The 26688-nt window shown below is 41.5% G+C and carries 32 protein-coding genes; 5 read left to right on the forward strand and 27 right to left on the reverse strand.

What is annotated here, in order from left to right; genetic code table 11:
- The first annotated feature begins 113 nt into the window (after positions 1-113).
- Positions 114-533, forward strand: coding sequence for an Hsp20/alpha crystallin family protein (locus MHI41_RS10175; protein ID WP_073414769.1), 420 nt, complete (start codon positions 114-116; stop codon positions 531-533).
- A 21-nt stretch (positions 534-554) separates the two neighbouring features.
- Here the strand turns inward: MHI41_RS10175 and MHI41_RS10180 are convergent, their stop codons facing one another.
- The 3 genes from MHI41_RS10180 to MHI41_RS10190 form a co-directional block, all read right to left on the reverse strand.
- Positions 555-1007, reverse strand: a complete 453-nt coding sequence (locus tag MHI41_RS10180) for a YppG family protein (RefSeq protein WP_017359729.1) — start codon at positions 1005-1007, stop codon at positions 555-557.
- Between the two features lie 108 nt (positions 1008-1115).
- Positions 1116-1487: a YppE family protein gene (locus MHI41_RS10185; RefSeq protein ID WP_017359730.1), complete on the reverse strand. Its 372-nt coding sequence runs from the start codon at positions 1485-1487 to the stop codon at positions 1116-1118.
- Positions 1488-1545: 58 nt separating this feature from the next.
- Complete coding sequence (locus tag MHI41_RS10190) at positions 1546-1779, reverse strand: DUF5446 family protein (protein ID WP_234717153.1); 234 nt, start codon at positions 1777-1779, stop codon at positions 1546-1548.
- A gap of 196 nt (positions 1780-1975) precedes the next feature.
- Here MHI41_RS10190 and sspM point away from each other — a divergent pair, with 196 nt between their 5' ends.
- Positions 1976-2080: an acid-soluble spore protein SspM gene (sspM, locus tag MHI41_RS10195; protein ID WP_017359731.1), complete on the forward strand. Its 105-nt coding sequence runs from the start codon at positions 1976-1978 to the stop codon at positions 2078-2080.
- 23 nt (positions 2081-2103) lie between these two features.
- Here the strand turns inward: sspM and MHI41_RS10200 are convergent, their stop codons facing one another.
- Positions 2104-3060 (reverse strand): DUF2515 domain-containing protein, encoded by a 957-nt coding sequence (locus MHI41_RS10200; RefSeq protein ID WP_035391684.1) that lies wholly within the window; start codon positions 3058-3060, stop codon positions 2104-2106.
- Positions 3061-3106: 46 nt separating this feature from the next.
- On the opposite strand from MHI41_RS10200, the gene recU reads away from it, so the two are divergent.
- Entirely contained in the window at positions 3107-3742 is a 636-nt protein-coding gene (recU, locus tag MHI41_RS10205) for a Holliday junction resolvase RecU (RefSeq protein ID WP_035391682.1), read from the forward strand.
- Positions 3743-3761: 19 nt separating this feature from the next.
- Positions 3762-6452, forward strand: a complete 2691-nt coding sequence (locus MHI41_RS10210) for a PBP1A family penicillin-binding protein (protein WP_342494175.1) — start codon at positions 3762-3764, stop codon at positions 6450-6452.
- Positions 6453-6487: 35 nt separating this feature from the next.
- On the opposite strand, the gene MHI41_RS10215 is transcribed toward MHI41_RS10210, so the two are convergent.
- The 17 genes from MHI41_RS10215 to MHI41_RS10295 form a co-directional block, all read right to left on the reverse strand.
- Positions 6488-6997 (reverse strand): YpoC family protein, encoded by a 510-nt coding sequence (locus tag MHI41_RS10215; protein WP_342494176.1) that lies wholly within the window; start codon positions 6995-6997, stop codon positions 6488-6490.
- Positions 6994-7656: an endonuclease III gene (gene nth / locus MHI41_RS10220; RefSeq protein WP_008344602.1), complete on the reverse strand. Its 663-nt coding sequence runs from the start codon at positions 7654-7656 to the stop codon at positions 6994-6996. The genes MHI41_RS10215 and nth overlap by 4 nt, the downstream gene beginning before the upstream one ends.
- Positions 7657-7673: 17 nt before the next feature.
- Positions 7674-8378, reverse strand: a complete 705-nt coding sequence (locus MHI41_RS10225; RefSeq protein ID WP_017367489.1) for a DnaD domain-containing protein — start codon at positions 8376-8378, stop codon at positions 7674-7676.
- Between the two features lie 97 nt (positions 8379-8475).
- The gene (gene asnS, locus MHI41_RS10230) at positions 8476-9768 is read right to left on the reverse strand and encodes an asparagine--tRNA ligase (protein WP_024718525.1); all 1293 of its coding nucleotides are present in this window, start codon (positions 9766-9768) and stop codon (positions 8476-8478) included.
- Between the two features lie 116 nt (positions 9769-9884).
- Entirely contained in the window at positions 9885-10370 is a 486-nt protein-coding gene (tseB, locus tag MHI41_RS10235) for a cell wall elongation/penicillin-binding protein regulator TseB (protein WP_008344597.1), read from the reverse strand.
- 12 nt (positions 10371-10382) lie between these two features.
- The gene (locus MHI41_RS10240; protein ID WP_008344594.1) at positions 10383-10553 is read right to left on the reverse strand and encodes a YpmA family protein; all 171 of its coding nucleotides are present in this window, start codon (positions 10551-10553) and stop codon (positions 10383-10385) included.
- Positions 10554-10685: 132 nt separating this feature from the next.
- On the reverse strand, positions 10686-13478 hold the full coding sequence (gene dinG / locus MHI41_RS10245) for an ATP-dependent DNA helicase DinG (RefSeq protein ID WP_250026369.1): 2793 nt from the start codon (positions 13476-13478) through the stop codon (positions 10686-10688).
- A gap of 115 nt (positions 13479-13593) precedes the next feature.
- Positions 13594-13977, reverse strand: coding sequence for an aspartate 1-decarboxylase (panD, locus tag MHI41_RS10250; RefSeq protein ID WP_017359738.1), 384 nt, complete (start codon positions 13975-13977; stop codon positions 13594-13596).
- Positions 13970-14836 carry a pantoate--beta-alanine ligase gene (panC, locus tag MHI41_RS10255; RefSeq protein ID WP_342494177.1) on the reverse strand — a complete coding sequence of 289 codons (867 nt, stop codon included), beginning with the start codon at positions 14834-14836 and terminating at the stop codon, positions 13970-13972. The genes panD and panC overlap by 8 nt, the downstream gene beginning before the upstream one ends.
- A complete protein-coding gene (gene panB / locus MHI41_RS10260) occupies positions 14833-15672 on the reverse strand; it encodes a 3-methyl-2-oxobutanoate hydroxymethyltransferase (RefSeq protein WP_254000623.1) in 840 nt (279 codons plus the stop codon). Before panB ends, panC begins: the two co-directional genes overlap by 4 nt.
- A 199-nt stretch (positions 15673-15871) precedes the next feature.
- Positions 15872-16855 (reverse strand): biotin--[acetyl-CoA-carboxylase] ligase, encoded by a 984-nt coding sequence (locus MHI41_RS10265; RefSeq protein WP_342494178.1) that lies wholly within the window; start codon positions 16853-16855, stop codon positions 15872-15874.
- Complete coding sequence (locus MHI41_RS10270) at positions 16828-18030, reverse strand: CCA tRNA nucleotidyltransferase (protein WP_146271202.1); 1203 nt, start codon at positions 18028-18030, stop codon at positions 16828-16830. The genes MHI41_RS10265 and MHI41_RS10270 overlap by 28 nt, the downstream gene beginning before the upstream one ends.
- Complete coding sequence (gene bshA / locus MHI41_RS10275) at positions 18023-19168, reverse strand: N-acetyl-alpha-D-glucosaminyl L-malate synthase BshA (RefSeq protein ID WP_146271200.1); 1146 nt, start codon at positions 19166-19168, stop codon at positions 18023-18025. Before bshA ends, MHI41_RS10270 begins: the two co-directional genes overlap by 8 nt.
- Before the next feature lie 2 nt (positions 19169-19170).
- A complete protein-coding gene (gene bshB1, locus MHI41_RS10280) occupies positions 19171-19875 on the reverse strand; it encodes a bacillithiol biosynthesis deacetylase BshB1 (RefSeq protein ID WP_025207539.1) in 705 nt (234 codons plus the stop codon).
- A complete protein-coding gene (gene mgsA / locus MHI41_RS10285; protein WP_048001888.1) occupies positions 19862-20281 on the reverse strand; it encodes a methylglyoxal synthase in 420 nt (139 codons plus the stop codon). Before mgsA ends, bshB1 begins: the two co-directional genes overlap by 14 nt.
- A 17-nt stretch (positions 20282-20298) precedes the next feature.
- Complete coding sequence (gene dapB, locus MHI41_RS10290) at positions 20299-21102, reverse strand: 4-hydroxy-tetrahydrodipicolinate reductase (protein ID WP_039963968.1); 804 nt, start codon at positions 21100-21102, stop codon at positions 20299-20301.
- Between the two features lie 5 nt (positions 21103-21107).
- Positions 21108-21443, reverse strand: coding sequence for a nucleotide pyrophosphohydrolase (locus MHI41_RS10295; protein WP_008344575.1), 336 nt, complete (start codon positions 21441-21443; stop codon positions 21108-21110).
- 137 nt (positions 21444-21580) lie between these two features.
- On the opposite strand from MHI41_RS10295, the gene MHI41_RS10300 reads away from it, so the two are divergent.
- Entirely contained in the window at positions 21581-22453 is an 873-nt protein-coding gene (locus MHI41_RS10300) for a YitT family protein (protein ID WP_003215598.1), read from the forward strand.
- Between the two features lie 30 nt (positions 22454-22483).
- Here the strand turns inward: MHI41_RS10300 and ypjB are convergent, their stop codons facing one another.
- The 6 genes from ypjB to MHI41_RS10330 form a co-directional block, all read right to left on the reverse strand.
- Complete coding sequence (ypjB, locus tag MHI41_RS10305; RefSeq protein WP_008344572.1) at positions 22484-23290, reverse strand: sporulation protein YpjB; 807 nt, start codon at positions 23288-23290, stop codon at positions 22484-22486.
- 65 nt (positions 23291-23355) lie between these two features.
- Positions 23356-23949: a DUF1405 domain-containing protein gene (locus MHI41_RS10310; protein WP_146271198.1), complete on the reverse strand. Its 594-nt coding sequence runs from the start codon at positions 23947-23949 to the stop codon at positions 23356-23358.
- Between the two features lie 102 nt (positions 23950-24051).
- Positions 24052-24819 (reverse strand): menaquinol-cytochrome c reductase cytochrome b/c subunit, encoded by a 768-nt coding sequence (locus MHI41_RS10315; protein ID WP_008344567.1) that lies wholly within the window; start codon positions 24817-24819, stop codon positions 24052-24054.
- Between the two features lie 41 nt (positions 24820-24860).
- A complete protein-coding gene (gene qcrB / locus MHI41_RS10320; protein ID WP_003215804.1) occupies positions 24861-25535 on the reverse strand; it encodes a menaquinol-cytochrome c reductase cytochrome b subunit in 675 nt (224 codons plus the stop codon).
- 2 nt (positions 25536-25537) lie between these two features.
- On the reverse strand, positions 25538-26044 hold the full coding sequence (locus MHI41_RS10325; protein WP_007500911.1) for a ubiquinol-cytochrome c reductase iron-sulfur subunit: 507 nt from the start codon (positions 26042-26044) through the stop codon (positions 25538-25540).
- 144 nt (positions 26045-26188) lie between these two features.
- Positions 26189-26635 carry a YpiF family protein gene (locus MHI41_RS10330; protein ID WP_146271197.1) on the reverse strand — a complete coding sequence of 149 codons (447 nt, stop codon included), beginning with the start codon at positions 26633-26635 and terminating at the stop codon, positions 26189-26191.
- Positions 26636-26688 lie beyond the last annotated feature (53 nt).

Here is a 26688-nt window from a genome sequence, read left to right on the forward strand (position 1 = left end):
CACGCCCATACACCTTGCTTCATTCAACACTATTTAATCATAATTTTTTCCTCTCATCAATTGATAACCGCCTGAGCCCCTTTTGCATAGGCTATAGATGAGAGGTGATTCAAATGAAACATGAAAGTGAAAAGAAACACGAGTTGTTAGCAAATGAAGACATTCTATATGAAGCGATTGAACAATTTTTTGCATCATCGCCGTTTCACGACATTTTAAATAGTGCGGAGGCGCTGATGACCACAAGCCATTCACTTGCGTCCATTACAACCGATGTGGCAGAAGATGATCAATATGTATATATTGAGATTCGATTTCCAGACCATTTTGTCGAAGGTGATATCGCACTAGAAGTGAAAGCGCAATATTTACACTTATCGGTACAGGAAAAAATCAAAACAGACATGACTTCCTCCTATTCGAGCTTTACCAAAACCATTTTAATGCCTGCAAAAATAGATGAAACCAATATGAAGAGCGTTTGGAAAGATCAATCTCTTCGTGTGACTGCGCCAAAACAAACAACCCAATAGATGTATATCTATTGGGTTTTGCTATGCTTTAAAAATGCTTGTAAATCCTTTCGCCAATGAGCCCACTTGATTCATTGTACTCATCATTTGTCCAGCAGTATCAAACATTTTATTAAAATCGTATTGCCCATTCGTTTTTTTAAATTGTGACAGCACACTTTTAAATTGAGATGATTGCTGTTTTTGTGGCCTTGGCAAAGGATAAGGATTCATAGGTTGCTGCATAGGCATCATGCCCGGCGGCTGCATTTGCGGCTGATTCATTGCTTCAGGCTGCGGCTGATAAGGCTGGAAGTTTTCCTGATATCCAAAAGGCGGCTGATAGCCTGCAGACGGCGGCTGGTTCATTTCACCTTGATATGGGGGCATGAAATATTCTGGAGGCTGCGGAGGCTGCTGCATATCTGGATACGGAAAAGGCCGTTGCTGAAATTGATTCATTTCATAAGATGGCTGGTTTGAATAAGGGAACATGTATCTCGCTCCTCTCGCTCTGAAAACATATTGAAGTCAATGATATATTATGTTCAGGAAGCAGAAGATGTGCCTACAGCAGCCATAAGAAAAACGCAGACTGTTTCATCAGCTGCGTTTGTTGATTTCTTCTATTAAAAGGTTCAGTGTATAAATCACTGACTCAACTAAATTTTTCACACGAGGTGCATGCTGTTTGCCAAAATAAGATTGCAGCACAACCTCTTTTCCATTTTCTTGGACGGCTTCAAGCTGTTCTTGATGTAAGTATCTAGGTTTGGCCTGATGAATAAATGAGGTAGCAGCAGTAAGCCACTCTTCCATTTGCTGATCAAATTTGACAACGGCCGGCTGAATATCGTTGTAAAAATCATAAACTGGGTATTCCTCTTCTGCCTTTCCCTTAAGGTACTGCTCGTATGCTTCTTCGATCCACGTGATCAACTCTTGTGTATGTTTCAGTAATGTTTGATTATCCAAAGTGTTCACCTCTATGAACCATCCTATCAAACGTTTACTTATTGCTCAAATAGAAAAGCTATCCGGCGTGATATGCGGGTCTTGCCGCCAGCTTATACTCTGCTGCATGAATTTTCAATTCACATTCCTTCACTTCAGATTCAAGACGGTCAATGATTTGTTCTTGCTCCTCTACGGCAGCGTTTTTTGTTTTTTTGACAGCTAAAGACAGTTCTTCTTCCACCTCATCAATCTTTCGCTCAATTTCCTCTAACAACTGCATAATGGATTCTTTTGATACAAATTCGCTCATCATCAGATTCCTCCTTTATCATCTCTCGTTACATTCTCTTTTCTTTTACTCCCTCCTTCATACATGACAAAACTAGAACTAAATCGCCAATCTAAGTGAAGATAAGCGCAATTTCTTCCATTTCGACACGTGCTTGTCCTTCTTTGTATGATCGCGTCCGATTGTGTAAATTCTAAGGACAAAGGAGGTAGATGTCATGAAAAAGCAGCAAGCACCAAAAGAGCAAAAAACAAAAGGGAAAGAAAACAGTACAGATCAGCTTGATAAAAAGCTCGGCGGCCCTAACCGTCCATCCACGTAAAAAAAGCAGGTACCCCCTGCTTTTTATTTATGCAAAAAATAGTGTTCTAATGAGAAAAGAAAACGAAGCTGCCTTTTTTTATGAAAATACCAGTCGGTCAGCTCAATTTGTTTTGGTAAACGCTCTGCTTCAAACAAGGATGGACTCAATTTCTTTTGAAACCAATCTTCCCTTTGATCGTCTAATGAATGTGTCATGACTGGATACACCGTTCTGAGGAAAGGGCTTGACCTTCGCGCAATCCCTAAAAACGATTCAAAATCAAATCGAGATCCCGTATGCGGCACGGTATGCAAAAAATGATAAAAATCCGAAAACAAATCGGCTCGAAACAATAGTTTTGCTAGTTTTTTCCCTAACGTAATGCGCTCTTTTACTTGGGAAAACTTTCGTATGGTTAACCCGTACAAATGCCCGTCTACTGTCGGAAAAACGACAGTTTGAAAATGTGCCCACTCGCTGAAAAGATATTGAATCGAGTGAAAAACATTCTTTTTCAGTAGAGGATTTTGTATAATAGGAGATTGTATAGTATATTGTTCATTTATGATGAGTGCATGCAGCAATCGCTCTCTGTCACGCTTTTGCCAAAATCGTTCCCATTCAGCGCTCATAAAACGAGACACACCGAAATGGGGCAGCAGATGAAATAAAGGTTTGCGGCACCTTTTTGACCATTCATACAAGAGAAGCTGCGGGTAAGCATCTGAAAAGATCAGCCAATTCGCTCTTTCATATGCTGTAAAGAACAGATGCCCTTGCTGATCCGTTAAACCCGGATGGAAGAGCTCGCCTTTTAAATCTGTCATCGACCATCCAGCATTTCTCGAGACAAAAGAAGCAAGCAGAGACCATTTCATCTCTGGATGACGGTCATAAAAGCGCTTGTACGCATTTGTCCTTGTCAGGTTGTCCTTATTTTTCGCTTTCGTTTCATGTAAAATATGCTGGGTAATCATGTGCTCTTGTTGTGACAACATGGTGATCTCTCCAATACAAAATGCATTAAAAGGAGGCTGAAACTTGATGATTCGGTATCCTAACGGAAAATCGTATCAGCCCATTCAACAAATTGGGACAAAAAAAAGAATCAGCGGCGAATCATCTTATAGTAACCGCGGGATGACGCTTGAAGCTGACTTAAATGAAACGAACCAGTACTATTTGGTCAACGGGATCGCAGTCATTCATAAAAAGCCTACCCCTGTTCAAATTGTCAATGTGGATTATCCAAAAAGAAGCGCTGCTGTCATTAAAGAAGCCTATTTTAAACAATCCTCCACAACAGACTACAACGGGGTATACAAAGGGCGCTATATCGATTTTGAAGCAAAGGAAACCAAAAGCACCACCTCGTTTCCGCTCAAAAATTTCCACGACCATCAAATTGAGCATATGAAACAGGTTGAAAAGCAAGGCGGTATTTGTTTTGTTATTATATCCGCATTTGGTTCCGTTTATTATTTGTCCGCTTCTGACCTCTTCTTCTTTTGGGAGCGGCAGCAGCAAAACGGCCGTAAATCCATTAGCAAAGATGAATTAATGGAAGCAGGCCACCTCATGACACTTGGATATTCGCCAAGAATTGATTATATTAAAGTAGTGGAGACACTTCATTTTTCGGATGAAAGCAAGCATCATTTACGTTCGAAAAAGGTTTAACACGAAAGGTTGAGATGTGATGTCTGATCAATTTACAAGTCGTGAACAGCGACGTAAAGCAAGTCAAGAAAACAATAAGAAGCAAAAGAACAAAAAAGGCAAAAAGAAAGCAGGTCTATTTAAAAAAATATTTTTATCTTTACTCGTGATCGGTCTTCTTTGTTTAGTAGCCGGAATCACAACTTTTGCCGTTTTTGCATCAAGCGCTCCTTCTATTGATGATAGCAAGCTAAAAACGCCGTATTCTTCAAAACTTTATGATAAAGACAAAAAAGTCTTTGCAGAAGTCGGGGCGGAGAAAAGAACGTATGTCTCGATTAAAGATATACCCGACGTGGTAAAAGATGCGTTTATTGCAACTGAAGATGCACGTTTTTATAAACACCATGGGATTGATCCTATCCGTATTGGCGGTGCTCTGGTCGCAAACGTCGAGGACGGTTTTGGAGCAGAAGGTGGAAGTACGATTACACAGCAGGTTGTGAAGAACTCCCTGCTTAACAATCAAAAGACGTTAAAACGTAAAGTTCAGGAAGTGTGGCTCTCGATTCAGCTTGAGCAAAAATACTCTAAAGATGAAATTTTAGAAATGTATTTAAACCGTATTTTCTTCTCTCCTTATGCTTATGGTGTTGGGAAAGCGGCTGAACAATTTTTCGGAGTGACAGATTTAAATAAACTAACTGTAGCACAGGCTGCTACACTTGCGGGTATGCCGCAAAGTCCTTCTGCGTATAACCCTGTGAAACATCCAGAGGCAGCGGAAAAACGCCGTAATATCGTTTTAGGTCTAATGAAAAAACAAGGCTATATTTCAGAAAAAGATTATGAGGAAGCAAAAGCAACACCTGTCAGCAAAACCGTTGTTTCAGCTGATAAATATAAGAGTCAAAACTCAAGTAAGTACTCTGCTTATATTGAAGAAGTCATGGAAGAAGTACAGAAAAAAGCCAAAGTAGATGTATCAACAGATGGATTAAAAATCTATACTTCTCTTGATCGAAACGCACAGGATCATCTGGATGACATCATCAATGGGGATTCAGCCGGATTTACGAAAGGTATGCAAGCTGGAGTCACCCTGCTAGATACAAAAAATGGTGAAATTCGTGCCATTGGCGGTGGACGTGATGTACCAGCCGGCGGCTTTAACTATGCGACTGATGCAAAACGCCAGCCTGGATCTACAATCAAACCAATTTTAGATTACGGCCCTGTAATCGAAAACAAAAAATGGTCAACATATCAGCAAATTGATGATGCGCCTTATACGTACTCTAACGGTACACCAATTAACAACTTTGACAGAAGACACTTAGGGAAGATGTCGATGAGAAGTGCTTTGGCACAATCACGAAACATCCCTGCTTTAAAAGCTTTCCAAGAAGCTGGTACAGATAATGCTGTTCAATTCGCCAATAACTTAGGTCTGGACTTACCTTCTGACATTCCTGAGTCTTACTCAATCGGCGGATTTGACGAAGGTGTCTCTTCACTTAAAATGGCTGGTGCATTTAGTGCATTTGGTAACAACGGATACTATAATGAACCGCATGCCGTAACGTCTGTTGAATTTAATGACGGAACGAAGCTTGACTTAACGCCAGACTCTAAAGCAGCCATGAGTGATTACACTGCATTTATGATCACAGATATGCTGAAAACTGCTGTACAATCTGGAACAGGTACACTCGCACAAGTACCGAATGTTCAAGTAGCTGGTAAAACAGGTACAACCAACTTTACACAAGATGATATTAATAAATACAACATCCCTTCTGGCGGTGCGAAAGATTCATGGTTTGTCGGTTACACACCGCAATACACAGCAGCTGTGTGGACCGGAATCGGCAACTCAAAAGATGCAGACGGCAAAATGTGGCTCACGGATTATGAGCAGCGTGTTGCCAAAGTTGTCTTCCAGAAATTAATTTCTCAAATTGATGATGGAAGCGGCTCATTTGAAAAGCCAGACAGTGTCGTTGAAGCAACGGTTGAAAAAGGATCAGATCCAGCGAAGTTAGCTGGACCAAACACACCAAGTGATAAGAAGACAACGGAATACTTCGTCAAAGGAACTGTCCCAACAAAAGTTTCTGACACATATGAAAAGAAAGAAGCTGACAAACCATCTGACTTAAAAGCGGTGTATGATGAAGAGAAAAAATCGATTACACTCACTTGGGGTTATGATGACGATGCAGATGCAACATTTAATGTGAAACAAGCGGTCGATGATGGCGGCTATAAAGACATTCAAAACAGCTCTTCTAAAGAAGCCGTCATCTCTGATGTAAAGCCAGGATCCACCTATAAATTCCAAGTAACAGCGACTGTAGACGATGTCACAAGTAAAGCTGCTTCTACCTTCCTCACCATTAAAGATGACGAAGAAGAGGAAGAAAAAGCAGATGATGAGAACAAAGAAGAAGAAGAGCCACAGCAACCTGATGATGAACAGACAGATCAAACAGATGATAATCAAAACCAAGGCACTGATGAGCAGAAGCCTGATGATAAAAAAGATCAAGATCAAGGCGGAAATACCGAAAACGGCAATGGCGGTTCAAGTGATGGCTCAGACAGTTCAAATGGGAACAGCAACTCACAGAGTGATGCCAATAAAGATAAAAAGAAAGACGACGAGAAAGCCAATTCTCAAAGCTCAAATACTCAGTCAAATTCTACTTCTCGCAAAGAAGACGAGTAACAAAAAAGCACTTGCCCTATGTGGCAAGTGCTTTTTTAACGATTTTGTTTTAACTTTCTGAGTGCTTCGTATTTTCCATACTGCTTTTTGAGCTCTGTGTATAACTCGTCCAATTGAATAAAGCAATGATATTGGGTAGGTTTAAGCAAAATAAACTCTAATCGTTCTGTCCAGTTAATGGGGGCTACTGGAAACGTCTGTTGTTTAATTTCCTCCCAATCAATGGTTTGAAGCTTCTCTCCTTTGATCCAGTAAAACATTGCAATCATACTGACAATGCCTTGCAGCATATCATCCTCTTCACACCGAGATTTTCTCGTTTGAAAGCGAGGAAGCATGTTGTCTTTTAATTCATTCCACAGATCAAACATTAAAGGAACAAATTCTTCCGTTTTCTGCCACGGTTGCTCATCTAGTAAAGGTTCTGAAGATAGATCAAATGCGAGTGGATTGGTTCTTAATATATCCTTTTTTTCGCCGCTGATCTCTATCTTTTTCTCTTTTAGCTTTTCGACATATGAGGTGAAAACAGATGCTCCGCTCATGCCAGTTTCACCAGCCCTTTTTTCAGCCTCTTCTGCCCTTCTCTGCACATATCAAGAAGTGGACAAGATTCACACTGCGGCCGCTGCGCCTTACAGTGATATCTGCCGAAAAAGATGAGACGATGATGGGTCACGGACCAATCCTCTTTTGGCACCTTCTTCATTAAGGTTTGCTCTACCTCAAGAACAGAATCCTTCCAGCGGCAAATCCCAAGTCGTTTGCTGACACGCTCGACATGTGTATCTACTGCAATGGCGGGAATTCCAAAAGCGACAGACACAACGACATTTGCTGTTTTCCGTCCAACCCCTGGGAGCTTAATTAGCTCATCTCGATCTCTTGGCACTTCACCGCCATAATCTTCAATCAGCATTTGGCTTAATTTTTGAATGTTTTTTGCCTTATTACGATAAAGACCGATCGAACGAATATCCTGCTGCAACTCTTCAAGCGGCACACTTAAATAGTCTTCTGGTGTTTTATATTTTTGAAATAGATGTTTGGTCACTTTGTTCACTAGAACATCTGTACATTGCGCTGAGAGTGCGACAGCAATCACTAGTTCAAATGGATTGGAATGAACAAGCTCACACTCAGCCTCTGGAAACATATCTCCTATAATATCTAAACATTCATTGATTTGTTTTTTTGATAACATGCCTTCTCCTTTATTGGTTATTGTTCCAGCCAATTATAAAAAGGAACTTGTCGTTTATAAGAAGATGTTTCTTCTTTTGAAGGTGGGGCTTTTTGCTGCGAACGGAAATGCTGGCTATGCTCTTTCGCTTCTTCCGCTGTTTTCAGCCCTTTCTTTTTCCACTCAAATAAAATTCGATCGATATAGCGGAAATTTAATTTTCCTGATAAAACGGCTTCTCTTAGAGCAAGACGAATCATTTCAGCATCATGATGGTCTTGGTCCATCCAGATCGAGAGTGTTTCCCCTTCAAGAGGAGAAAGTGGTCTGCCAAACTCATCTTCAAATAGCGCATATAAAGACTTTTCAGCCTGGACATGATTTTTTTGTACGTCTTTCGCCTGTTTTGCTTCTAAAAAGTCATACAGCACACCCCATAAGGGCTCTACCGAGTACCGGTCATGCTGAATACCAGACCTGTCTTCAAACGGCTGGATCGAAATAAACCCTTTTTGAATCAAATACTGCACCATATAAGCACATTCTTCAGCCGAAATGGTCATACCATGTGAAAGCTCTTCAAATGTCTGAAAAAAGACGCCTTGTTCTTCATTCATTTTAATCTTTAACATGACCATCATTTGTGATTCATTCAGTCCTAACTGCTCATAATGAGCAATCAGCAAATTAGGCAAACTGGTCGAACCCATTTTCTGCATTTCTATAAATTGCTGCCTTTTCATCGGATACACCTCTTCACTTTCAGTATATCACGTTTTCTCATACGTGCTGCCCTTAAGACGTTTGAAAAAGCCTCCATATGTTGGAGGCTTTCACGTCTTAAGGATATAAACGGTTTAATAATCTTGGGAATGGAATTGTTTCACGCACATGCGGCGCTCCGCTAATCCAAGCAACTGTTCGTTCAAGTCCAAGACCAAAACCTGAATGTGGTACAGAACCATACTGTCTTAATTCTGTGTACCATTTGTACGTTTCTTGATCTAACCCATGTTCTTTTAACCTTGCTTCAAGCAGATCTAAATCGTGAACACGTTCAGAACCGCCGATAATCTCTCCATAGCCTTCTGGTGCAATTAAATCTGCACAAAGGACGACATCATCACGGTCTGGTGCAGGCTGCATATAAAATGGTTTTAATGAGGTTGGGTAATGAGTGATAAAGACTGGTTTATCATAGCTTTCGGCGATCGCTGTTTCGTGCGGCGCACCGAAGTCATCTCCCCATTCAATGTCATCAAATCCTTTATCCTGCAAGAATTTAATCGCTTCATCATATGTGATGCGCGGGAATGGTGCTTTGATGTTTTCTAATTTTGCTGTATCACGGCCAAGTGTGTGCAGTTCTACTTTACAATTTTCAAGTACACTTTGAACAACGTGAGACACATAATTTTCTTGGTACTCAAGGTTCTCATTAAATTCAACAAATGCCATCTCAGGCTCGATCATCCAGAACTCGATTAAATGACGTTTCGTTTTCGATTTTTCAGCTCTAAATGTTGGACCGAATGAGAATACTTTTCCGAGTGCCATCGCAGCAGCTTCCATGTAAAGCTGTCCACTTTGAGAAAGGTATGCATCTTCATCAAAATATTTAGTAGCAAACAGCTCTGTTGTTCCTTCAGGAGCACTTCCTGTTAAGATTGGCGGATCCACTTTCACGAAGCCTTCTTGATGGAAAAACTCATATGTAGCACGAATAATTTCATTACGGATTTTCATAATGGCATGCTGTTTTTTAGAACGCAGCCATAAATGACGGTGATCCATTAAGAATTCTGTTCCATGTTCTTTTGGTGTAATTGGGTAATCTGTTGCTTCGTGAATCACTTCAATGGATTTCACTTGTAATTCAAAACCAAGTGGTGAACGTTCGTCTTTTGTTACTTGTCCTGTAACATAGACCGATGTCTCTTGTGTCACTGATTTCGCAAGCTTAAAGACTTCCTCTTCCACCTCTGCTTTTACAACGACTCCTTGAATAAAGCCTGTCCCGTCGCGAAGCTGCAAGAATGCAATTTTCCCGCTTGAACGTTTATTGGCAATCCATGCGCCGATGGTTACTTCTTCATCGACGTGTTTGAACACTTGATTAATAGTTGTTTTCAACATATTTCCCTCCAAAGCCAGAAAGAAACTCACCTTGTTAGATAGGTGTGATTCTTTTTTCATACATTTTATTATAACCGTTCTAAATCAGCATGGTCAACGCAAGACAGAAGAAACTATGGTGTTAAATTTTTTTCCACTCGTCCTGTCGTAAAATCAACATAGCTGAAACTATATTGGTTGTTCTCATTTAAGTACGTTACTTCCCAAAGGAGGACGTCACCTTCTCGTGCTAATTGAACATTTTTTAGCTTAGAAATGGTGTTCTCCTTTTGAACGGCTTGTACTGCTTGGTTTGAAGTAATGCCTTCTTTTGCTTTTTTAGCAATGACTTTTTCTTTTTTGCTGGCAGGTACCCACACATAGATCGCTTCGTTTTGTTTGTTTTTACCTTCCACAATAAATTGCTTTTCTTTCCCAACAAAGGTATCCACTTGCTCTACTTGTGCTAATGATGCTTGCTTTTTTGCTCGTTCAATCGCTGACTCATGACCTTCTTCTTTTTGTCCCATGGCCATTTGATAAATCCACGAAAAGCTAATGATGCCAATGAGTAAAACGAGCGCAGCAACGGATGAAATAATCCAAACTATTTTTTTCATGTCAAGCTTCCCCTATGTGCGATATATGGTAAATATCGCTTGATTTTGATCTTCTTGATCTAATGCTAATCCAAACATAAGATCTTCCCTTTTAAGCGTTCTGTTCAGCAAATCGACGATTTTGTATAGGTCTTCTGAATGCTTAATTTGAACAGTTGAAAGTACCTCTATTTTACTTTCCACTTCTAATTCCTCCTCGGTACGTAAATATTGTTAGTCATACTTTTCAATGTGAGAACCGATACTATTTTTACAACGGAACATAAAAAGCCGTTACGATAAATTAACTCCAAACCCACACCAGTGAAAGGCCGCTTATGACAGCGGCTTTTCGTTGTTAAGCTTTTCTATATACGCCTCAAGCGACTCTTTGGACATCTCGTGAACTGGCGCATGATGAAGTGATTCTAAAAATAGTTTTCCATACGAAGCGGTTTTCACTCGGCGGTCTAAAATCAGCAATGTTCCGATGTCTTTTTCCGAGCGAAGCAAGCGGCCTGCTCCTTGCTTAAAAGTTAACACAGCTTCCGGGAGAGCGACGGCTTTAAAGGGATTCTTCCCCTGTTTTTTTGCCGCTTCACATTTTGCTTCAATGAGCGGTGAATCGGGCGGGCGGAAAGGCAGCCTTGCCATAATGACGGTCGTTAGCTCTGAGCCAGGAAAATCCACACCTTCCCAGAAACTCCCTGTTCCTAGCAAGATGGCTTGCTTCGCCAATTTGAACATTTTCGTCAATTTTACAGGGCTCCCACCTGTCAAACCTTGAGCAAACAATGCCGATTGCATACCTTCTGATTTCAGCTCTTCATACACTGCTTTTAACATCTCATGTGAATTAAATAACACCAATATTTTCGCTTGATACTGCTTTTCCATGATCTTAATATATTTTGCAGCTTGCTTCACATAATCACGTTCATCACGGTTTGTGATCGGCGGCATGTCAGCCGGTACAACGACCTTAAGCTGTTTTTCAAGTTCAAAAGGTGAATCAATTTGGACAAGGTGTGGATAAAAATCTTGCAGGCCAAATCGTTCCAAGCAATAATCAAAGCGTCGATTGATGGTGAGCGTCCCTGATGTGAGGACGACGCTTTTCTTGTTCATAAAGAACCGATCAGCTAGCAGCTCCCCTGTATCCAGCGGCTGTGCGTGCATAAAGACAGCATTCTTGGCACCCTTTGCATCAATCTCAATCCAAACGGTTTCATCATTGTTTGGTTCAAAGATAAACCGGTACAGCGTACTGCAGAATGTCTGCATAAACGACATCACTTGATCGTATTCTTCTGCTTCAAATGCAAAGTGTTCTATGAACTGATCACTTTTGTGAAGCAGCTCATTTTTTTGCTGCTCATACAGTTTCTCACAAGCGATTAATAATGAACAAAGCTTACTCGCTGATTCTTTAATTCGGACCCACTGAGCATGTTTTGAATGATGACGGACTCTATGAATGAGACGATTGATGTCCGCTTTTGGTTTTGTCCTTTTGACAAAAGAATGAACGGTACTAAAAAATGCGTCACTTTCCATCTGAAGCTGCTGAAGATACTCGTCCATTTCAATAAAGGTGTCAGTTGATAAACCTGCCCCATGAAATCTCTTTTTCAATTTCTTAAGCAGCCCGCCATGCAAAGAGCCAAGCTGCGTTAATTTCGCATGAAGCTGGATATAAGACGCACTGTCACCTAGCGTTTCATTGGCTGTTTTTTCAAATTGATGGGCCTCATCAATCACATAGACGTCTGCATGCTGAAAGATAGAAGCTCCTTCCGTTTGGGATAAAAGCAGACGGTGATTCGTCAAAATTAAATCAGCGGTTTGGGCCTTTCGTTTAGCCCGTTCATAAAAACAATGTTCTTTAAAACGACGTTTTTTCGATGTAAATGGCATGTGCACACAAGAGATACGGTCTTTTATATTTGCAGCTCCTGATGGTAAATTCAGTTCAGACAAATCACCTGTTTCAGTGACAAGAAGCCACATTAAAATTTGCGCTTTTGTTAAGACAACATCATAGTTATCATCTTCCTCATGCAGGACATGCTCAAACTTATCTAAACAAATATAATGTGCCCGCCCTTTAAACACACAGGCGGCTGGCTCAAATGGGAGCAACTGCTTGAGTAGCGGAACATCGCGCTGAAGCATTTGCTGCTGCAGTAAAATAGAATATGTACTGATAATGACAGGTTTTCCTGATTTCTTTGCTTCTAAAGCAGCTGGTATAAGATAAGCGAGTGTTTTCCCGATTCCCGGCGCCGCTTCAATTAACGCATAAGCTCTTTCATGGAACGCATCTCTTACTTTGTTCATCATCGTGAGCTGGCCTTCTCTTACTTCATAGCCTTCTAATGTTTGAGGAAGCTTCTCTTTTATCTCCTCAAACAGCTGCTCGTCGTCAGCGCCTACTGCATATGTCGATTCAGTGATAGGATTGGTCACATCTTTCACAGCAAAAGATCCTACTTCTACAAGCGAATCATCCTGACTCGTGTGATTGGTTTCAAGCTGCTTAATTAAAAGTCCTATATCACTTAGAAGATAAGAGGATAACCTGCGAAGCTGTTTTAACACATTTGGCGGTGTATTCCTTAATTGATGTAATAAGGTTAAAAATAACATGGCAGTAACTTCCGCATCACTATCCGCCCTGTGCGGGTGGTCATGTGGAAGCATGAGCTCTTCGCTTAATTCAGTTAGCTTATAACCTTCAAGCTCAGGATAAAGAATTCTAGAAATTTCAACCGTATCAATCGCTAGCACATCCAGCTCATTTTTCCCGCATGCTTTTAGTTCATCGTTTAAAAAGTTCAAATCAAAATGAACATTGTGCGCAACAAAATAAGCGCCCTGTATGAGATCATACACCTCTTGGGCAATGTCCTCAAAAAACACCGCGTCATCAACCATGTGCTGTTTTATACCTGTCAGCTGTTCAATAAATCCAGGAATCGTTTTCCCTGGGTTCACATATTTTGAATACCGTTCGACAATTTGTCCATTTTCAATGACCACCGCAGCAATTTGAATGATTTTATCACCTTTTTTTGGTGAATTCCCGGTGGTTTCAATATCAACGACAACAAACCTTTGATCGGTCATAAAATGGACACCTCAATTCCTCGTTCCACTCATAGTGAAACACACTCTGGGCAATATAGCTGAAACAGAACAGCTTCCTTTTGATGAAACTGTTCTGTTTACATGTGAGCGTGCGTTATAAAATCGTTCTCGCAGGCTCTTGCCCAATCATTTGTTCAATTTGATTTTGTTTATTTAACACGACCACTTTAGGTGTGTGCGATTTCGCTTCTTCCTCTGACAACATCCCATAAGCGATAATAATGACTTCATCTCCTGGCTGAACCAATCTTGCTGCCGCACCATTTAAACAAATGACACCGCTCTTTCTTTCTCCAGGGATGATATATGTTTCAAGTCTAGCACCATTGTGATTATTGACAATTTGCACTTTCTCATTTGCCATCATGCCTGCCGCATCAAGCAAATCTTCGTCGATAGTAATACTACCTACATAGTGTAAGTTTGCTTCAGTCACTGTCGCTTTATGAAGTTTCGAGGTCATAAAAGTTCTATACATGTTTTTCACCGCTTTCAGGAACATGGAAAATCACATTATCAATCAGTCTTGCCCGGGAGAACTTCACAGCAATGGCAATGATCACTTGCCCCGTTAAGTGCTGAAGGGGTTCAAGCTCTGGATAGGAGTAAATGTCAATATAATCGATTTCTCCACTTGTTTGAAGAATCTCCTCTTCCACTAATTGATAAATACGATTTACATCATGTTCACCCTTTTCTACAGCTGTCTGTCCTTTTTTTAATGCCCGGTATAAAGCAGGTGCTTCTTGCCTTTCTGTTTCAGACAAATACACGTTTCTTGAACTTTTCGCTAAACCGTCTTCTTCTCGAACAGTAGGAACAGACACAAGGTGAAGATCAAAAAAGAAATCCTTGATCATCGCATCGATAACAGCGACTTGCTGTGCATCCTTTAGACCAAAGTATACATTGGTTGGTGCGACAAGGTGAAACAGCTTTGTCAGCACCGTGACAACGCCGTCGAAGTGTCCTGGGCGTTTCTTCCCGCATAAGACGTCTGTACGCTTTTGAACAGTCATCGTAATCGATGGCTCATTTTTGTACATTTCCTTCACATCAGGTGTAAATAATATATCTACTCCAGCTTCTTCAGCAAGACGCTGGTCTCTTTTCATATCTCTTGGATAGGATTCAAAGTCTTCATTCGGTCCAAATTGCAATGGATTGACAAAGATGCTCATCACCACAATGTTATTTTGATCTCTTGCTTCTTTTGCAAGCGTAAGATGTCCTTCATGAAGGAAACCCATTGTAGGGACAAATCCAATGGAATGCTGCTTCTTTTGATGCTGCTTGATCATTTCTTTTAATTCATGAATATGGGAGACAACCTTCATTCCTTAGTCCCCCCATATAAACCATCAAGGACTTCTTCTTTCATATGAAAGATATGAGCATCCTCTGGGAATGTGCGTGCTTTTACTTCTTTTGTATATTGTATGAGCGCTTCTTCTAATACAGCATCGATTTGCGCGTATTGTTTCACAAATTTAGGTGTTCTAGACACGCCGTACCCTACCACATCATGGTAAACGAGAACTTGTCCATCTGCTTCAGCCCCTGCCCCAATTCCGATCACAGGAATCTTTAGCATGTCAGTAATCCGTTTTGTCAGTTCACCAGGTACACACTCTAACACAAGGGCGATGGCACCTGCTTCCTCACATTTCAGACTATCTTCAATCAATTTCTGTGCACTCTCTTTGTCTTTTCCTTGCACTTTATAGCCGCCAAGGACACCGACTGATTGAGGGGTGAGCCCTAAATGGCTTACAACAGGAATGCCGCCTCTTGTAAGTGCTTGAATGGATTCAAATACTCCGTCTCCACCTTCAAGCTTTAAGGCATCAGCACCGCTTTCTTGCATAATGCGTGCTGCATTTTTCATCGTTTCTTCTAATGAATAATGATAAGACATAAATGGCATATCCGTCACAACAAATGTGTCTTTTGCGCCTCTTTTGACTGCTTTTGTGTGATGAATCATATCATCCATCGTCACTTGCACTGTGGAATCAAGTCCAAGGACAACCATCCCAAGTGAGTCACCAACTAAGATCATGTCGACTTCCGCTTTTTCCGCTTGCTTTGCAGCTGGATAGTCGTATGCTGTCAGCATCACGATAGGTTCGTTTTGTTCTTTCATTTTGAAAAAATCTAACTTTGTCTTCATTTGTTCCTCCTCATTCTGGAGAGGAGATGGCTTGTCTGATCTCACACGCTTTTATCTCTCATGTGCAGACGAATCATCCCTCTGTCCAAGTCCCTTAGGATCAAGGCAGAAATTTATCGAATTTTTCTTCTTAACAGGTACAGTTCTTTTACAGATACTGCCCACACGAAGTATATCAAAAATGTGCCGGGTGTTCCACTTAAGTTGACTTGATCTCAATGTCAGCGGAGTAGATGTTTTGGATTCCGCCCTCCGTTTCGAGTAAGAGGACCCCTTCATCATTAATCCCAAGCGCCGTTCCAGCATATTGTCCATTGACGGTGCGTGCGATGATACGCTTTCCAATGGTCATCGCATACGATTCCCATAATTGTTTGATCGGAGCAAAACCATAAGTCATATATTCATCATACCTTTTTTCAAAGGTGGACATGATGGTTTGAATCATTGCCGCTCTGTCTACCTTTTCACCCAGCTCTATTTGCAAACTCGTCGCAACATCCTTTAATTCTTCAGGAAAATCATTTGCCGTCTGATTCACGTTAATGCCTGGGCCAATAATGACTGCGTGAACTTGGTCAGCCTCTGCTTTTAATTCAGTCAAAATACCAACGACCTTTTTTCCGTTTAGCAAAATATCGTTTGGCCATTTGATCGATGGACTGAGACCCGTTTGCTGCGCTATGGCTTCAGCGATCGCGACAGATGCTAAAAGCGTCATTTGCGGCGCTTTGTACAGCGGTATTTCTGGCCGGAGAATCAAACTCATCCATATGCCTGTCCCATTTGGTGAATGCCACGTTCTTTGAAGGCGTCCTTTTCCGTTTGTCTGATGATCACTGACAACAAGCGAGCCGTGCGGGGCTCCTTTATTGACGAGGTCATGGGCAATGAGCTGAGTTGAGGCGACTTCTTCTTGAAAATAAATATGCCTGCCAAACAGCTCTGTTTCCAAACCAAACAGAATTTCGTCTTCACTAATTTTGTCCGGTTTACGAAGCAGCCGGTATCCTTTTCTTCTGACCGCTTCGACCTCATATCCCTCTTTTCGCAAATCCTCTATATGCTTCCATACTGCCGTTCGGGAGCAGCCAAGCTCATCACATATTTGCTGGCTTGAGACAAAATCTTGCTCAGATGCTGTAAATAGTTCAATTAATCGTTTTCTAATCGCTGATCGCACGCTATGAGCCACTCCTCTATGGCTTCTTTTCGGTTTTCAAGCTGGTTTTGCAAAACGGCTTTTTTCACAGAAGCAAGCTCTTCTGCAATCCATTTACCAGCTGGCTTTTGCCGAAAGGCCATCAAATCTTTTCCTGACACTGCAAGGTCTTGAAGCTGTTTAATCGGCAGCGCATCATATGAACGTTTCGCCGCCTCCAGCTCATCAAAGAAAATGCGACGCTCATGTTTGAGCTGCGTGATTTTCATACTAGAAAGCAGGACATGTTCACCAGCTTCAAACATTTTTTCCGCATCCCAGTCACAATCAACATATTTGCTAATGGCAACGGCTTCTTTTAAAAGTTTCGTTGATAACTTCCATTCTTTTAAAAAGGACACCGCCTCCGCCTCATCTAGACCAAGTAAATGGATAAAGGCTCCCCACACCTCATCTAACCCATCCAATAAATAATACGGGAAAGCTTGGAACGTTTCATTCAGCTGATCCTTTTTGAGGCCGGGCAATTCTTCATACAATTTGGTGGAGATGAGCACCTTGATGGCTTGCTCACAGTAGCGGCCTTTTAAAAGTTTTTCCATTTCGATTTTTTTGCGTTCAACAGAGATGTTGGCAAGCAGATGTTTATCTTTTTTCATTGCTTCTTCCGTCTCTTTAGAAAGCTCAAACCCGAGCTGGCTTAAAAACCGCACCGCTCTCATCATCCGAAGCGCGTCTTCTTGAAAGCGGCACGCAGGATCTCCAACCGTTTGAATTCGTCTCCGCTTAATATCCCGCTTGCCGCCTACATGGTCAATGATGTCACCATGAATATCCATGGCTACTGCATTGATCGTTAAATCTCTTCTTAAAAGATCTTCTTTTAGTGATGAAATAAACGCCACTTCTTTAGGCCGGCGAAAGTCTTCATATTCTGATTCAGTCCGAAACGTAGTGACCTCATAGCTGACCCCGTCAAGTAACACAATAACAGTGCCATGCTCTTTGCCGACATCTACTGTTTTATCAAATAAAGACTCCACCACATCAGGTGTGGCATCTGTCGCAATATCGATATCCCCAACTTCCCTGCCTAAAAGGACATCTCTCACCGCACCGCCGACAAAATAAGCTTGATACCCATGTTCGTGCAGCGTATGTAAAATAGGGATCGCATGTGTGAATTGTTCATTCATCTTCAACATCACCTTCGATCAATTCTAAGTAAAGCTCTTCATACTCTCTCACAATTTTGTCAGAAGAGAAATTGGCTTCCACACTAGACTTGGCTGCCATCGATATTTGCTGATGGAGCGCATTGTCTTTCAGAATAGTGATGGCATGTTTTGCTGCTTTATCTACATCACCAAGCGGAACAAGGAATCCTGTCTCTCCATGTGCAATCACCTCTGGAATTCCTCCAACGTCTGTTCCTATACAAGGTACTCCGCATGCCATTGCTTCAAGTAGTACAAGACCAAAACTCTCTTTCTCAGAAAGCAGCAGCTTCAAATCACTAATCGAATAGAGCTCCTCCACCTTCTCTTGCTTGCCTAAAAATAGCACGCGGTCCGTTAATCCAAGCTTTTTCACAAGCTCGCAAACAACCGATTTTTCAGGGCCGTCCCCAATCAGTAGCAGTTTTGCATTCACCTGTTCAGAAATCTGTTTAAACACATGGATCACGTCATGCACCCGCTTCACTTTACGGAAATTTGATACATGAATGACGACCTTCTCATCCTGCAGAAGACCATAATGCGTCTTCAGCACTTCGTGATCTTCACGCAAATATACGCGCTCATCGACGAAATTATGGATCGTATCAATTTTTTTATTCGGTTTAATCAGATCGTATGTCTGCGCAGCTAATGAATGTGATACAGCCGTTACGCGGTCAGATGATTCGATCGCAAACCGGATGACTTCCTTTAAAGATGGGTCATAGCCTAAAACCGTAATATCCGTGCCGTGAAGCGTGGTGACGACTTTGACAGACTGTCCAGTCATTTGCTTAGCTAAGAACGCACAGACGGCGTGAGGGACCGCATAATGTGCATGAATAATATCAAGCTTCTCTCGTTTTGCCACTTCTGCGAGTTTACTTGCCAGTGCAAGGTCATAAGGCGGATATTGAAACACAGCATATTGATTGACATCCACCTCGTGAAAATAAATATTCGGATACACTTTATTGAGTCTAAACGGAATACTCGAGGTAATGAAATGAACATCGTGCCCTTTTTCAGCTAAACGTTTTCCAAGCTCTGTGGCAATAATGCCCGATCCGCCAACACTTGGATAACAAGTGATTCCGATCTTCAATTTTTTCATAATTACCCCCCAAGTAAGTCATCGTCCATCAAAAGTGGCTTCTTTGTCAGAAACCCTTCTGCAAAAGGTTTATTGACTTCCCTTCCATACATCGACTCTCTCATTTTGACAAAATCAATATAACCATTTACAAGCGGTGTCTCCACTGAACTCTCTGTTTTGACAAATTGGCTTTTATACGCATGTAAGCTATCAATTTTTTGGTTCATCTCGTCTGAGATATCGATCACAAAATCTGGACGATGGTGGCCGTTAATCATGTAATAATACATCTGGCTTATTTTATGCGCTGGCTGCTTGTATGAATCTTCAAATTTATGTATACCTGCAGAAAAAGCGGCCTCTTCTACAAGTGAACCCGCATGACCATGATCAGGATGTCGATCTTGGTGGTGCGGGGCAAAAATAAGTCTCGGTTTGTATGTTCGGATGACACCTGCAATTTCTTTCATCGCTTCGTCATTGAGATAAAGTCCTCTATCTGGCAGCGTGAGCTGGATTCGAGTCGTGACGCCTAAAATGGCAGCGGCTGCTCTGGCCTCTTCTTTTCGGCTTTCAACCGTTCCATTTGAAGATAATTCAGCCTGAGTCAAGTCACAAATCCCAACACGCGCCCCTTTTTTTACGTATTTTGCAATCGTTCCACCCATACCGATCTCTACATCATCGCTATGGGCACCGAATGCAAGGATATCAAGTGGTTTCATGTGTTCCTCCGTTTTTTGCTACATCTCGAAAATCAAACGTACCTTTATTTAAATTCCTGACTAAAATTTCGGCAGTCCCCATATTGGTCGCTAATGGAATGGCATACACATCGCAAAGCCGGATGAGTGCAGATACATCCGGTTCATGCGGTTGTGCAGTGAGAGGGTCTCTAAAAAAGAGCACAAGATCCATTGCATTATCAGCAATCATGGCACCAATCTGCTGATCCCCTCCAAGTGGTCCTGATTGGAAACGATGAACGGGAAGCCCAGTCGCTTCTTTCACTCTTAAACCTGTTGTTCCTGTTGCATAAAGTGTATGATCGGCCAAAATATCTCGATACGCAATGGCGAATTGAATCATGTCACTTTTTTTCTTATCGTGAGCGATTAAAGCAATGTTCATCAGGGGTCCACTCCTTATTAGTCGATAATATTTTCTAAGCCATAGACGAGTTGATCAATATGCATCACCTGTTCAACAGAAAGCTTCACACCTGACATAAATGATGCACGGTTATAAGAATCATGACGGATCGTGAGCGTCTGTCCGTCCATTCCAAACAGCACTTCTTGATGTGCAATCATGCCTGGAAGTCTTACGCTGTGAAGGCGGATGCCATCATAATCTGCTCCTCGTGCACCTTCGATTAGTTCTTTTTCTTCAGGGTGCCCCTGCTTTTTGCTTTCTCTTACTTCTGCGATCATTTCAGCTGTTTTTAGTCCTGTACCGCTCGGAGCGTCCAATTTTTTATCATGATGAAGCTCAATGATTTCAACATCAGGAAAATAATTTGCTGCCATTTTGGCAAACTTCATCATTAAAACAGCACCAACAGCAAAGTTAGGCGCAATAATACAGCCTATCCCTTTTTCTTCTGTTAATTGCTGAAGTTCTTTTAGGTCGTCTTCTGAAAAACCTGTTGTGCCTACGACTGGACGTACGCCATGTTCAAGGGCTTTTTTTGTATGTACTTTCCCGATTTCTGGGGTCGTCAAATCAATTAATACATCTGGTGCTGTTTCTGAAAAACACACGTCAATATCCGTATAAATGGGCGCATCAGATGTTGTATGAAGCACATCAGATAGCTTTTTCCCCTCATGTGTGTGATCAAGTGCTGCTACCAGTTCAAAATGGCTTGTTTCTTCTGCCAGCTTGACAGCCTCTATCCCCATTCTTCCTCTTGCTCCAGCGATTACGACTTTGATGGTTTGATTCGTCATCTTCTCTACTTCCCTTCTTTTTTCGTCCAGCGGTCTTTGTCTCTTGTATTGAATTTATGCATCACACGATCATGGGCTTCTTCAAGTGATATATTGAGTGAATTGGCAAGGCATGTTAACACAAACAGCACATCGCCAATTTCTTCTTCCATGCTTTTTTCTGTTTCAGTTGTTTTTTTCGGCTTTTCTCCATAGTAATGGTTAACCTCTCTTGCCAGTTCACCTAATTCTTCTGTCAGACGGGCCATCATGGCAAGCGGGCTGAAATAGCCTTCTTTAAATTGTCCTATGTAATCATCGACTTCTTGCTGCACGTGACGCAGCGTTTTTTCATTCGTCATGAAGCTCATCCTCCTATCCATCTCTTACATGTTAGCGAAATCATAAATATTTGACAAATGTTTAAAACTCAGTTTGCTTGTTTCTCTTCCATACCATATAATATTATCGCTGTCTAAGCAAAAAAAGGAGTGATCTTTTGCTAAAAGAAATTCGTCTTAAAAATATCGTATTTATTTTAATAGGATCTGCGATTTTTTCTTTCGGCCTTGTTCATTTTAATATGCAGAACAACTTGGCGGAAGGCGGATTTACAGGTATCACACTGCTTTTATATTTTCTATTTCACATTGACCCATCTATTTCAAACCTTGTGTTAAACATTCCGATCTTTTTTATCGGCTGGAAAATGCTTGGCAGAACCATGTTTACATATACAATTGTCGGAACCGTCAGTCTTTCTGTCTTTCTAGCCATCTTCCAGCGCTTTCAAATACATATGCCTCTTCAGCACGATTTAGCCTTAGCCGCACTCTTTGCAGGTGTGTTTATCGGAACAGGCCTCGGAATCATCTTTAAATTCGGCGGGACAACAGGCGGCGTTGACATTATTGCAAGACTGATCAACAAACATTATCAAGTCGCAATGGGAAGAACGATGTTTATCTTCGATGCGTGCGTCATTACCATCTCTCTTACCTATTTAAATTACAAAGAAGCCATGTATACACTTGTTGCCGTATTTGTTGCTGCAAAAGTCATCGACTTCATGCAAGAAGGCGCTTACGCTGCCAAAGGAGCGATGATTATTTCTGAAAAGGATGACATCATTCAAAAGAAAATCACAGAGGAAATGGAGCGCGGAGTGACCATTTTAAAGGGTGTCGGCTCCTATACGAAACAGGAACGCAACGTCCTTTACTGCGTCGTTCCAAAAAATGAGCTTGTCCACCTCAAGAGCGTCGTAACTTCCGTCGATCCTCATGCCTTTGTATCAGTGAGTGACGTGCATGACGTACTTGGTGAAGGCTTCACATTAGATGAACATAAAAAGCCGCTCAATCCCCACTAAAAAAGAAGCCCGATAACGGTGCTTCTTTTTTTATGACTTTGGATAATCGGCTTGTCGCTTTTGCTTTTTTTCTTTTTCAGCACGGTATTTCCTAAACCCAACATACGTTAAAGTGAGTAAAATCATACTTCCTGTTGTTAAAATGACCCATAAAAGCGATGGATCCGCTTCATCTTGATCAACGTTCGCAAACACACTTGATAAATCTTCTTCGAGTTTCGTGAGACGCTCAAGCTTTGTCCCACTCGATGCTTTTAAAAATTCACCTTGTTCAATTACTTCCATGTGCTGCTTAATCGTTTGCAGCTTTTCAGGCGAGATATCAATGGTTAAACTCGGATAAATCATATCATACAATGAAACCAGCTCATTCCAAGTTTCATAGAACGTCGTCGATTCTGGATCTTTTACTTCTTTCTTTAATGTCGGAAAAGACCCCATAATCGGCTTCTCGAGAGATCCCCAAAGAGGTTCTGAATTTGATTGTATCGCATCGAGAAGCATTCTAAACTGAGAGGCATACCGAAGTTTTTCGCGCTCATTTAAGTCTTCCTGCGGGAGTCCTTTAATGATATCTTGATAGCCAAGTGTAATTTGCCGAACCTGCGTATTCGTCAGAGTTCCACGCCAATTCTCAGCTTTAAATGTCTTTTCAGCATACAATGCAACTTGTAATGCCTCATCATATTTAGCTTGTCTCGTTAATTGAAAGATTGAATCTGATAGTTCCGTTAATTCTTGCAGCGCTTTAGCAGCTGTTGTTTCCTCACCTTTTGCAGCTGCTGGATGCAAGACGAGAAATAATAATAGAATCATCGCGATTGACTTTCGTTTCATGCAAGTCCCTCCTAGCCTTTCTCCATACAGCGTATGAAGAAAAGGACAAGGTTAGACCAACATTGTTAAGCGAGTTCAAGCTTGACCGATTTTTTCGAGATGACAAGATAATACGAAACAAGAAGAACGGCAATACTTAACCAAAACGTCACGTAGCCGATCTCATTTGAATAGGCAGAAAGCATAGAATAACGCGGCATCATTCCAAATACATAATCAATCACATCATTATGTAAAATCCATATGCCTGCTACAACCAAATGACGCATGTGAAAACGATAATACGGCGCAAATAACACAGCCTGTACCGCCATCGCAAAGTGCGAACCAATTAGCATATATCCTTCCCACGGAAAATCATCAACAGAAACGAGCACGAAAAGATTCATCCCTACAGCCCATAATCCATATTTGATCAAAGTGACAAGGGCCAGTGCTTCAAAATAAGGAGCATGGCGTTTCATTAGAAAGGCTAGTAATACAAATAAAAAGAAAAAGCTTGCCGTCGGACTGTCCGGTACAAAAGGTAAAAAGATAGCCGGCGTCTCAACGAGCTGCGGGATATACCAGTAGTAGCCGTACACAGTACCAAGAAAGTTGACAATGAGCACCAGCACAAGCATGTAGCGTGTGGCTAGCAGATATTGAATCCATCTCATATTTCTCTTCACTCACGATCTGTTAAAATCAGAAAAAAGCTGACAGCGCCAGCTTTTTTCTCCTTTTGAGTATATCCTTGTACTTGCATTTAAACAACTGAATTATTTAGATTTGACCTCAGATAAATATTTCGAGAGCTTTTCAAGTTCTTCATCGCTGCCTTTAAAAATGCCCTTAGGCATGTTGCCTTTACCTTCTACAGCGATTTTCGCAATTTCCTCTGGTGCTAAACCATTGTCAACAAGTGACGGTCCAGCTGCCCCGCCTTGCATATTATCTCCGTGACAGGAGATACATGTCTGCTCTTGATAGATTTTATACTCTTCAGCTGAGGTATCAATCTCTGCTTCTTTCTTGATTTCACCTTGCTTCGCAGCTGCTTCCCAGTCATGAGTAGCAACAGACTCCCATGTTAAATAGGTTGCTGCACCAACTGCAAGAATCATCATCCCAACTGCAATTGGTCTTCGATATGGCCTGCGTTCAGGACCAGAATCAAGAAATGGTGCGAGTAAAAGAGCACCAAACGCAATTCCAGGCATAATCATTGCGCCAACTACCGTATAGCTCCCTGCAGCAAACTCATATTTTAACAACTGGTACAAAAATAGGAAATACCAGTCTGGCAGCGGAATATAGCCCGTATCTGTCGGATCAGCCATCCGCTCAAGCGGAGGTGCATGAACAACAGTTAGGACAAGAAATCCAATTAAAAAAACAGCACCTACAAGCCATTCCTTTAAAAGAAAGTTCGGCCAAAAGGCTTCGGTTTTTCCCGGATATTCGGAATAGTCTTTAGGTATGTTAGGTTTTCTTTCTGCCGGTATTCTGGAATCTCCGACAAACTTCATCCCTTTTCCCCTATGCAAAGTCATCCCCTCCTCATTGAACATTCATCAAACGCAAAATTTTACAGCGGTCCAGAAATTCCTTGCTTACGAATCATAATAAAGTGGGCAGCCATCAGCCCAAATAATGCCGCTGGCAAGAAAAAGACATGGATAGCGAAAAATCTCGTCAGCGTTTGTGCACCTACAATGTCAGGATGACCTGCAAGCAGCGTTTTAATCTCTTTCCCAATGAAAGGTGTCGCCTCTGCAATTTGAAGACCAACCTTCGTCGCAAATAGCGCCTTCATATCCCACGGTAAAAGATATCCTGTAAAACCAAGTCCAAGCATCACAAAGAAAATGAGCACACCGACAATCCAGTTTAGCTCTCTAGGCTTTTTATACGCCCCTTGGAAAAAGACCCTCAGCGTATGTAAAAACATCATAACAATGACTAGACTCGCACCCCAGTGGTGCATCCCTCTTACAATCTGTCCGAATGCCACTTCATTTTGCAAATAATAGACAGATTCCCATGCGTTTTTAATATCCGGTACATAATACATCGTTAAAAACATGCCCGAAAGGACTTGAATGACCGTCACAAAAAACGTTAAACCGCCAAAACAATACACAAAAGCAGAGAAATGATGTGCTGGATTGACGTGCTCAGGCACTTCATGATCCGCAATGTCTCTCCATATCGGTGTGATGTCCAGCCGCTCATCTACCCAATCGTAAATCTTGTTAAGCATCGTTACCCTTCCCCTTTCGGCACAGCTTTTCCAAGATAGAGGTATCCGTCCTTCACTTGCTGCTTATAATGATCAAGCGGTGCAAGCGGTGGAGTTCCGGGTACGTTTGTACCATCCTTGTCGTACAGCCCATAATGGCATGGGCAGAAAAATTTGTTTGGATTTTTCGGATCACTGTTCCAGTTCACTGTACATCCCAAATGTTTACAGATTGGCGATAAAGCGACAATTTCATCCCCTTCTTTGTACACCCATGCAGACCTAGATTCCTTTGACTCATACCATGCATCTACTTGATCAATTTTAAAGTCAAAGCGCTTCGGTTCTTTTGTCAGTTCATCTACACTGACAACTTGAACCATATCCTGATCCTCTGTTCCTTTTAGCACAGGGTCAAGCGCAAAGCGAACCATAGGCATGAGCATTCCAGCGGCCATAAATCCCCCCACGCCGGTCAACGTGTAATTCAAAAATTGACGCCTGGACACTCCATGTCTCTTCTCGCTCATTTTTTTCTCCCCCCCTCAGGTCGTCAGCTACTTTATAACTGAATTAGAAAAAATTTCATAAAACTAGGACACCCTCATAATATATCAATCTATTCACAAGGTCAACAGCCTAAAAAGCTATGTACAATGCAAATGTAAGGGTTTTTATGAAGGGTTCCATTTTTGTAACAAAAAGTTCAAAATTTGTTCTACACTGTCTTGAATGACTTTTTGCTTTAAATTGACCTTTAAATGCTCAAGCGGAACAGACTGCAATATAAATGCCGATTCGCTCACTTCTAGCTGTTCTTTCCATTTGTTATCAGATGTGATAAACACAACATGCTGAAAATGTTCTTGCAATGATTGTTTTACTGCAAGTATGTCTTCTTGCTTACGATGATTTACTTCTAAATATGTATGTGGAGGAAAAAGAAATACTCTGCCTTTCAGTTGCCTTTCAAGATCCTCTGCCACAAGCATTGTAAACTCACCTAAAGACACGGTTTGTTTGATATGGCTTGCATCTATCCCAACTAATGGAATGATAGCGGTATCAATGTAATCTTTAGATTGTAAAAAGAGATGCGCGTCCTCCGCCTGAAACTTCATCTAGTTCCCCTCTTTCATCACATAAGCCCTGCCTGTATAGGGCAAGGCTTATT

The organism is Bacillus sp. FSL M7-0307 (genome assembly GCF_038627835.1).
Lineage (GTDB): Bacteria > Bacillota > Bacilli > Bacillales > Bacillaceae > Bacillus > Bacillus altitudinis.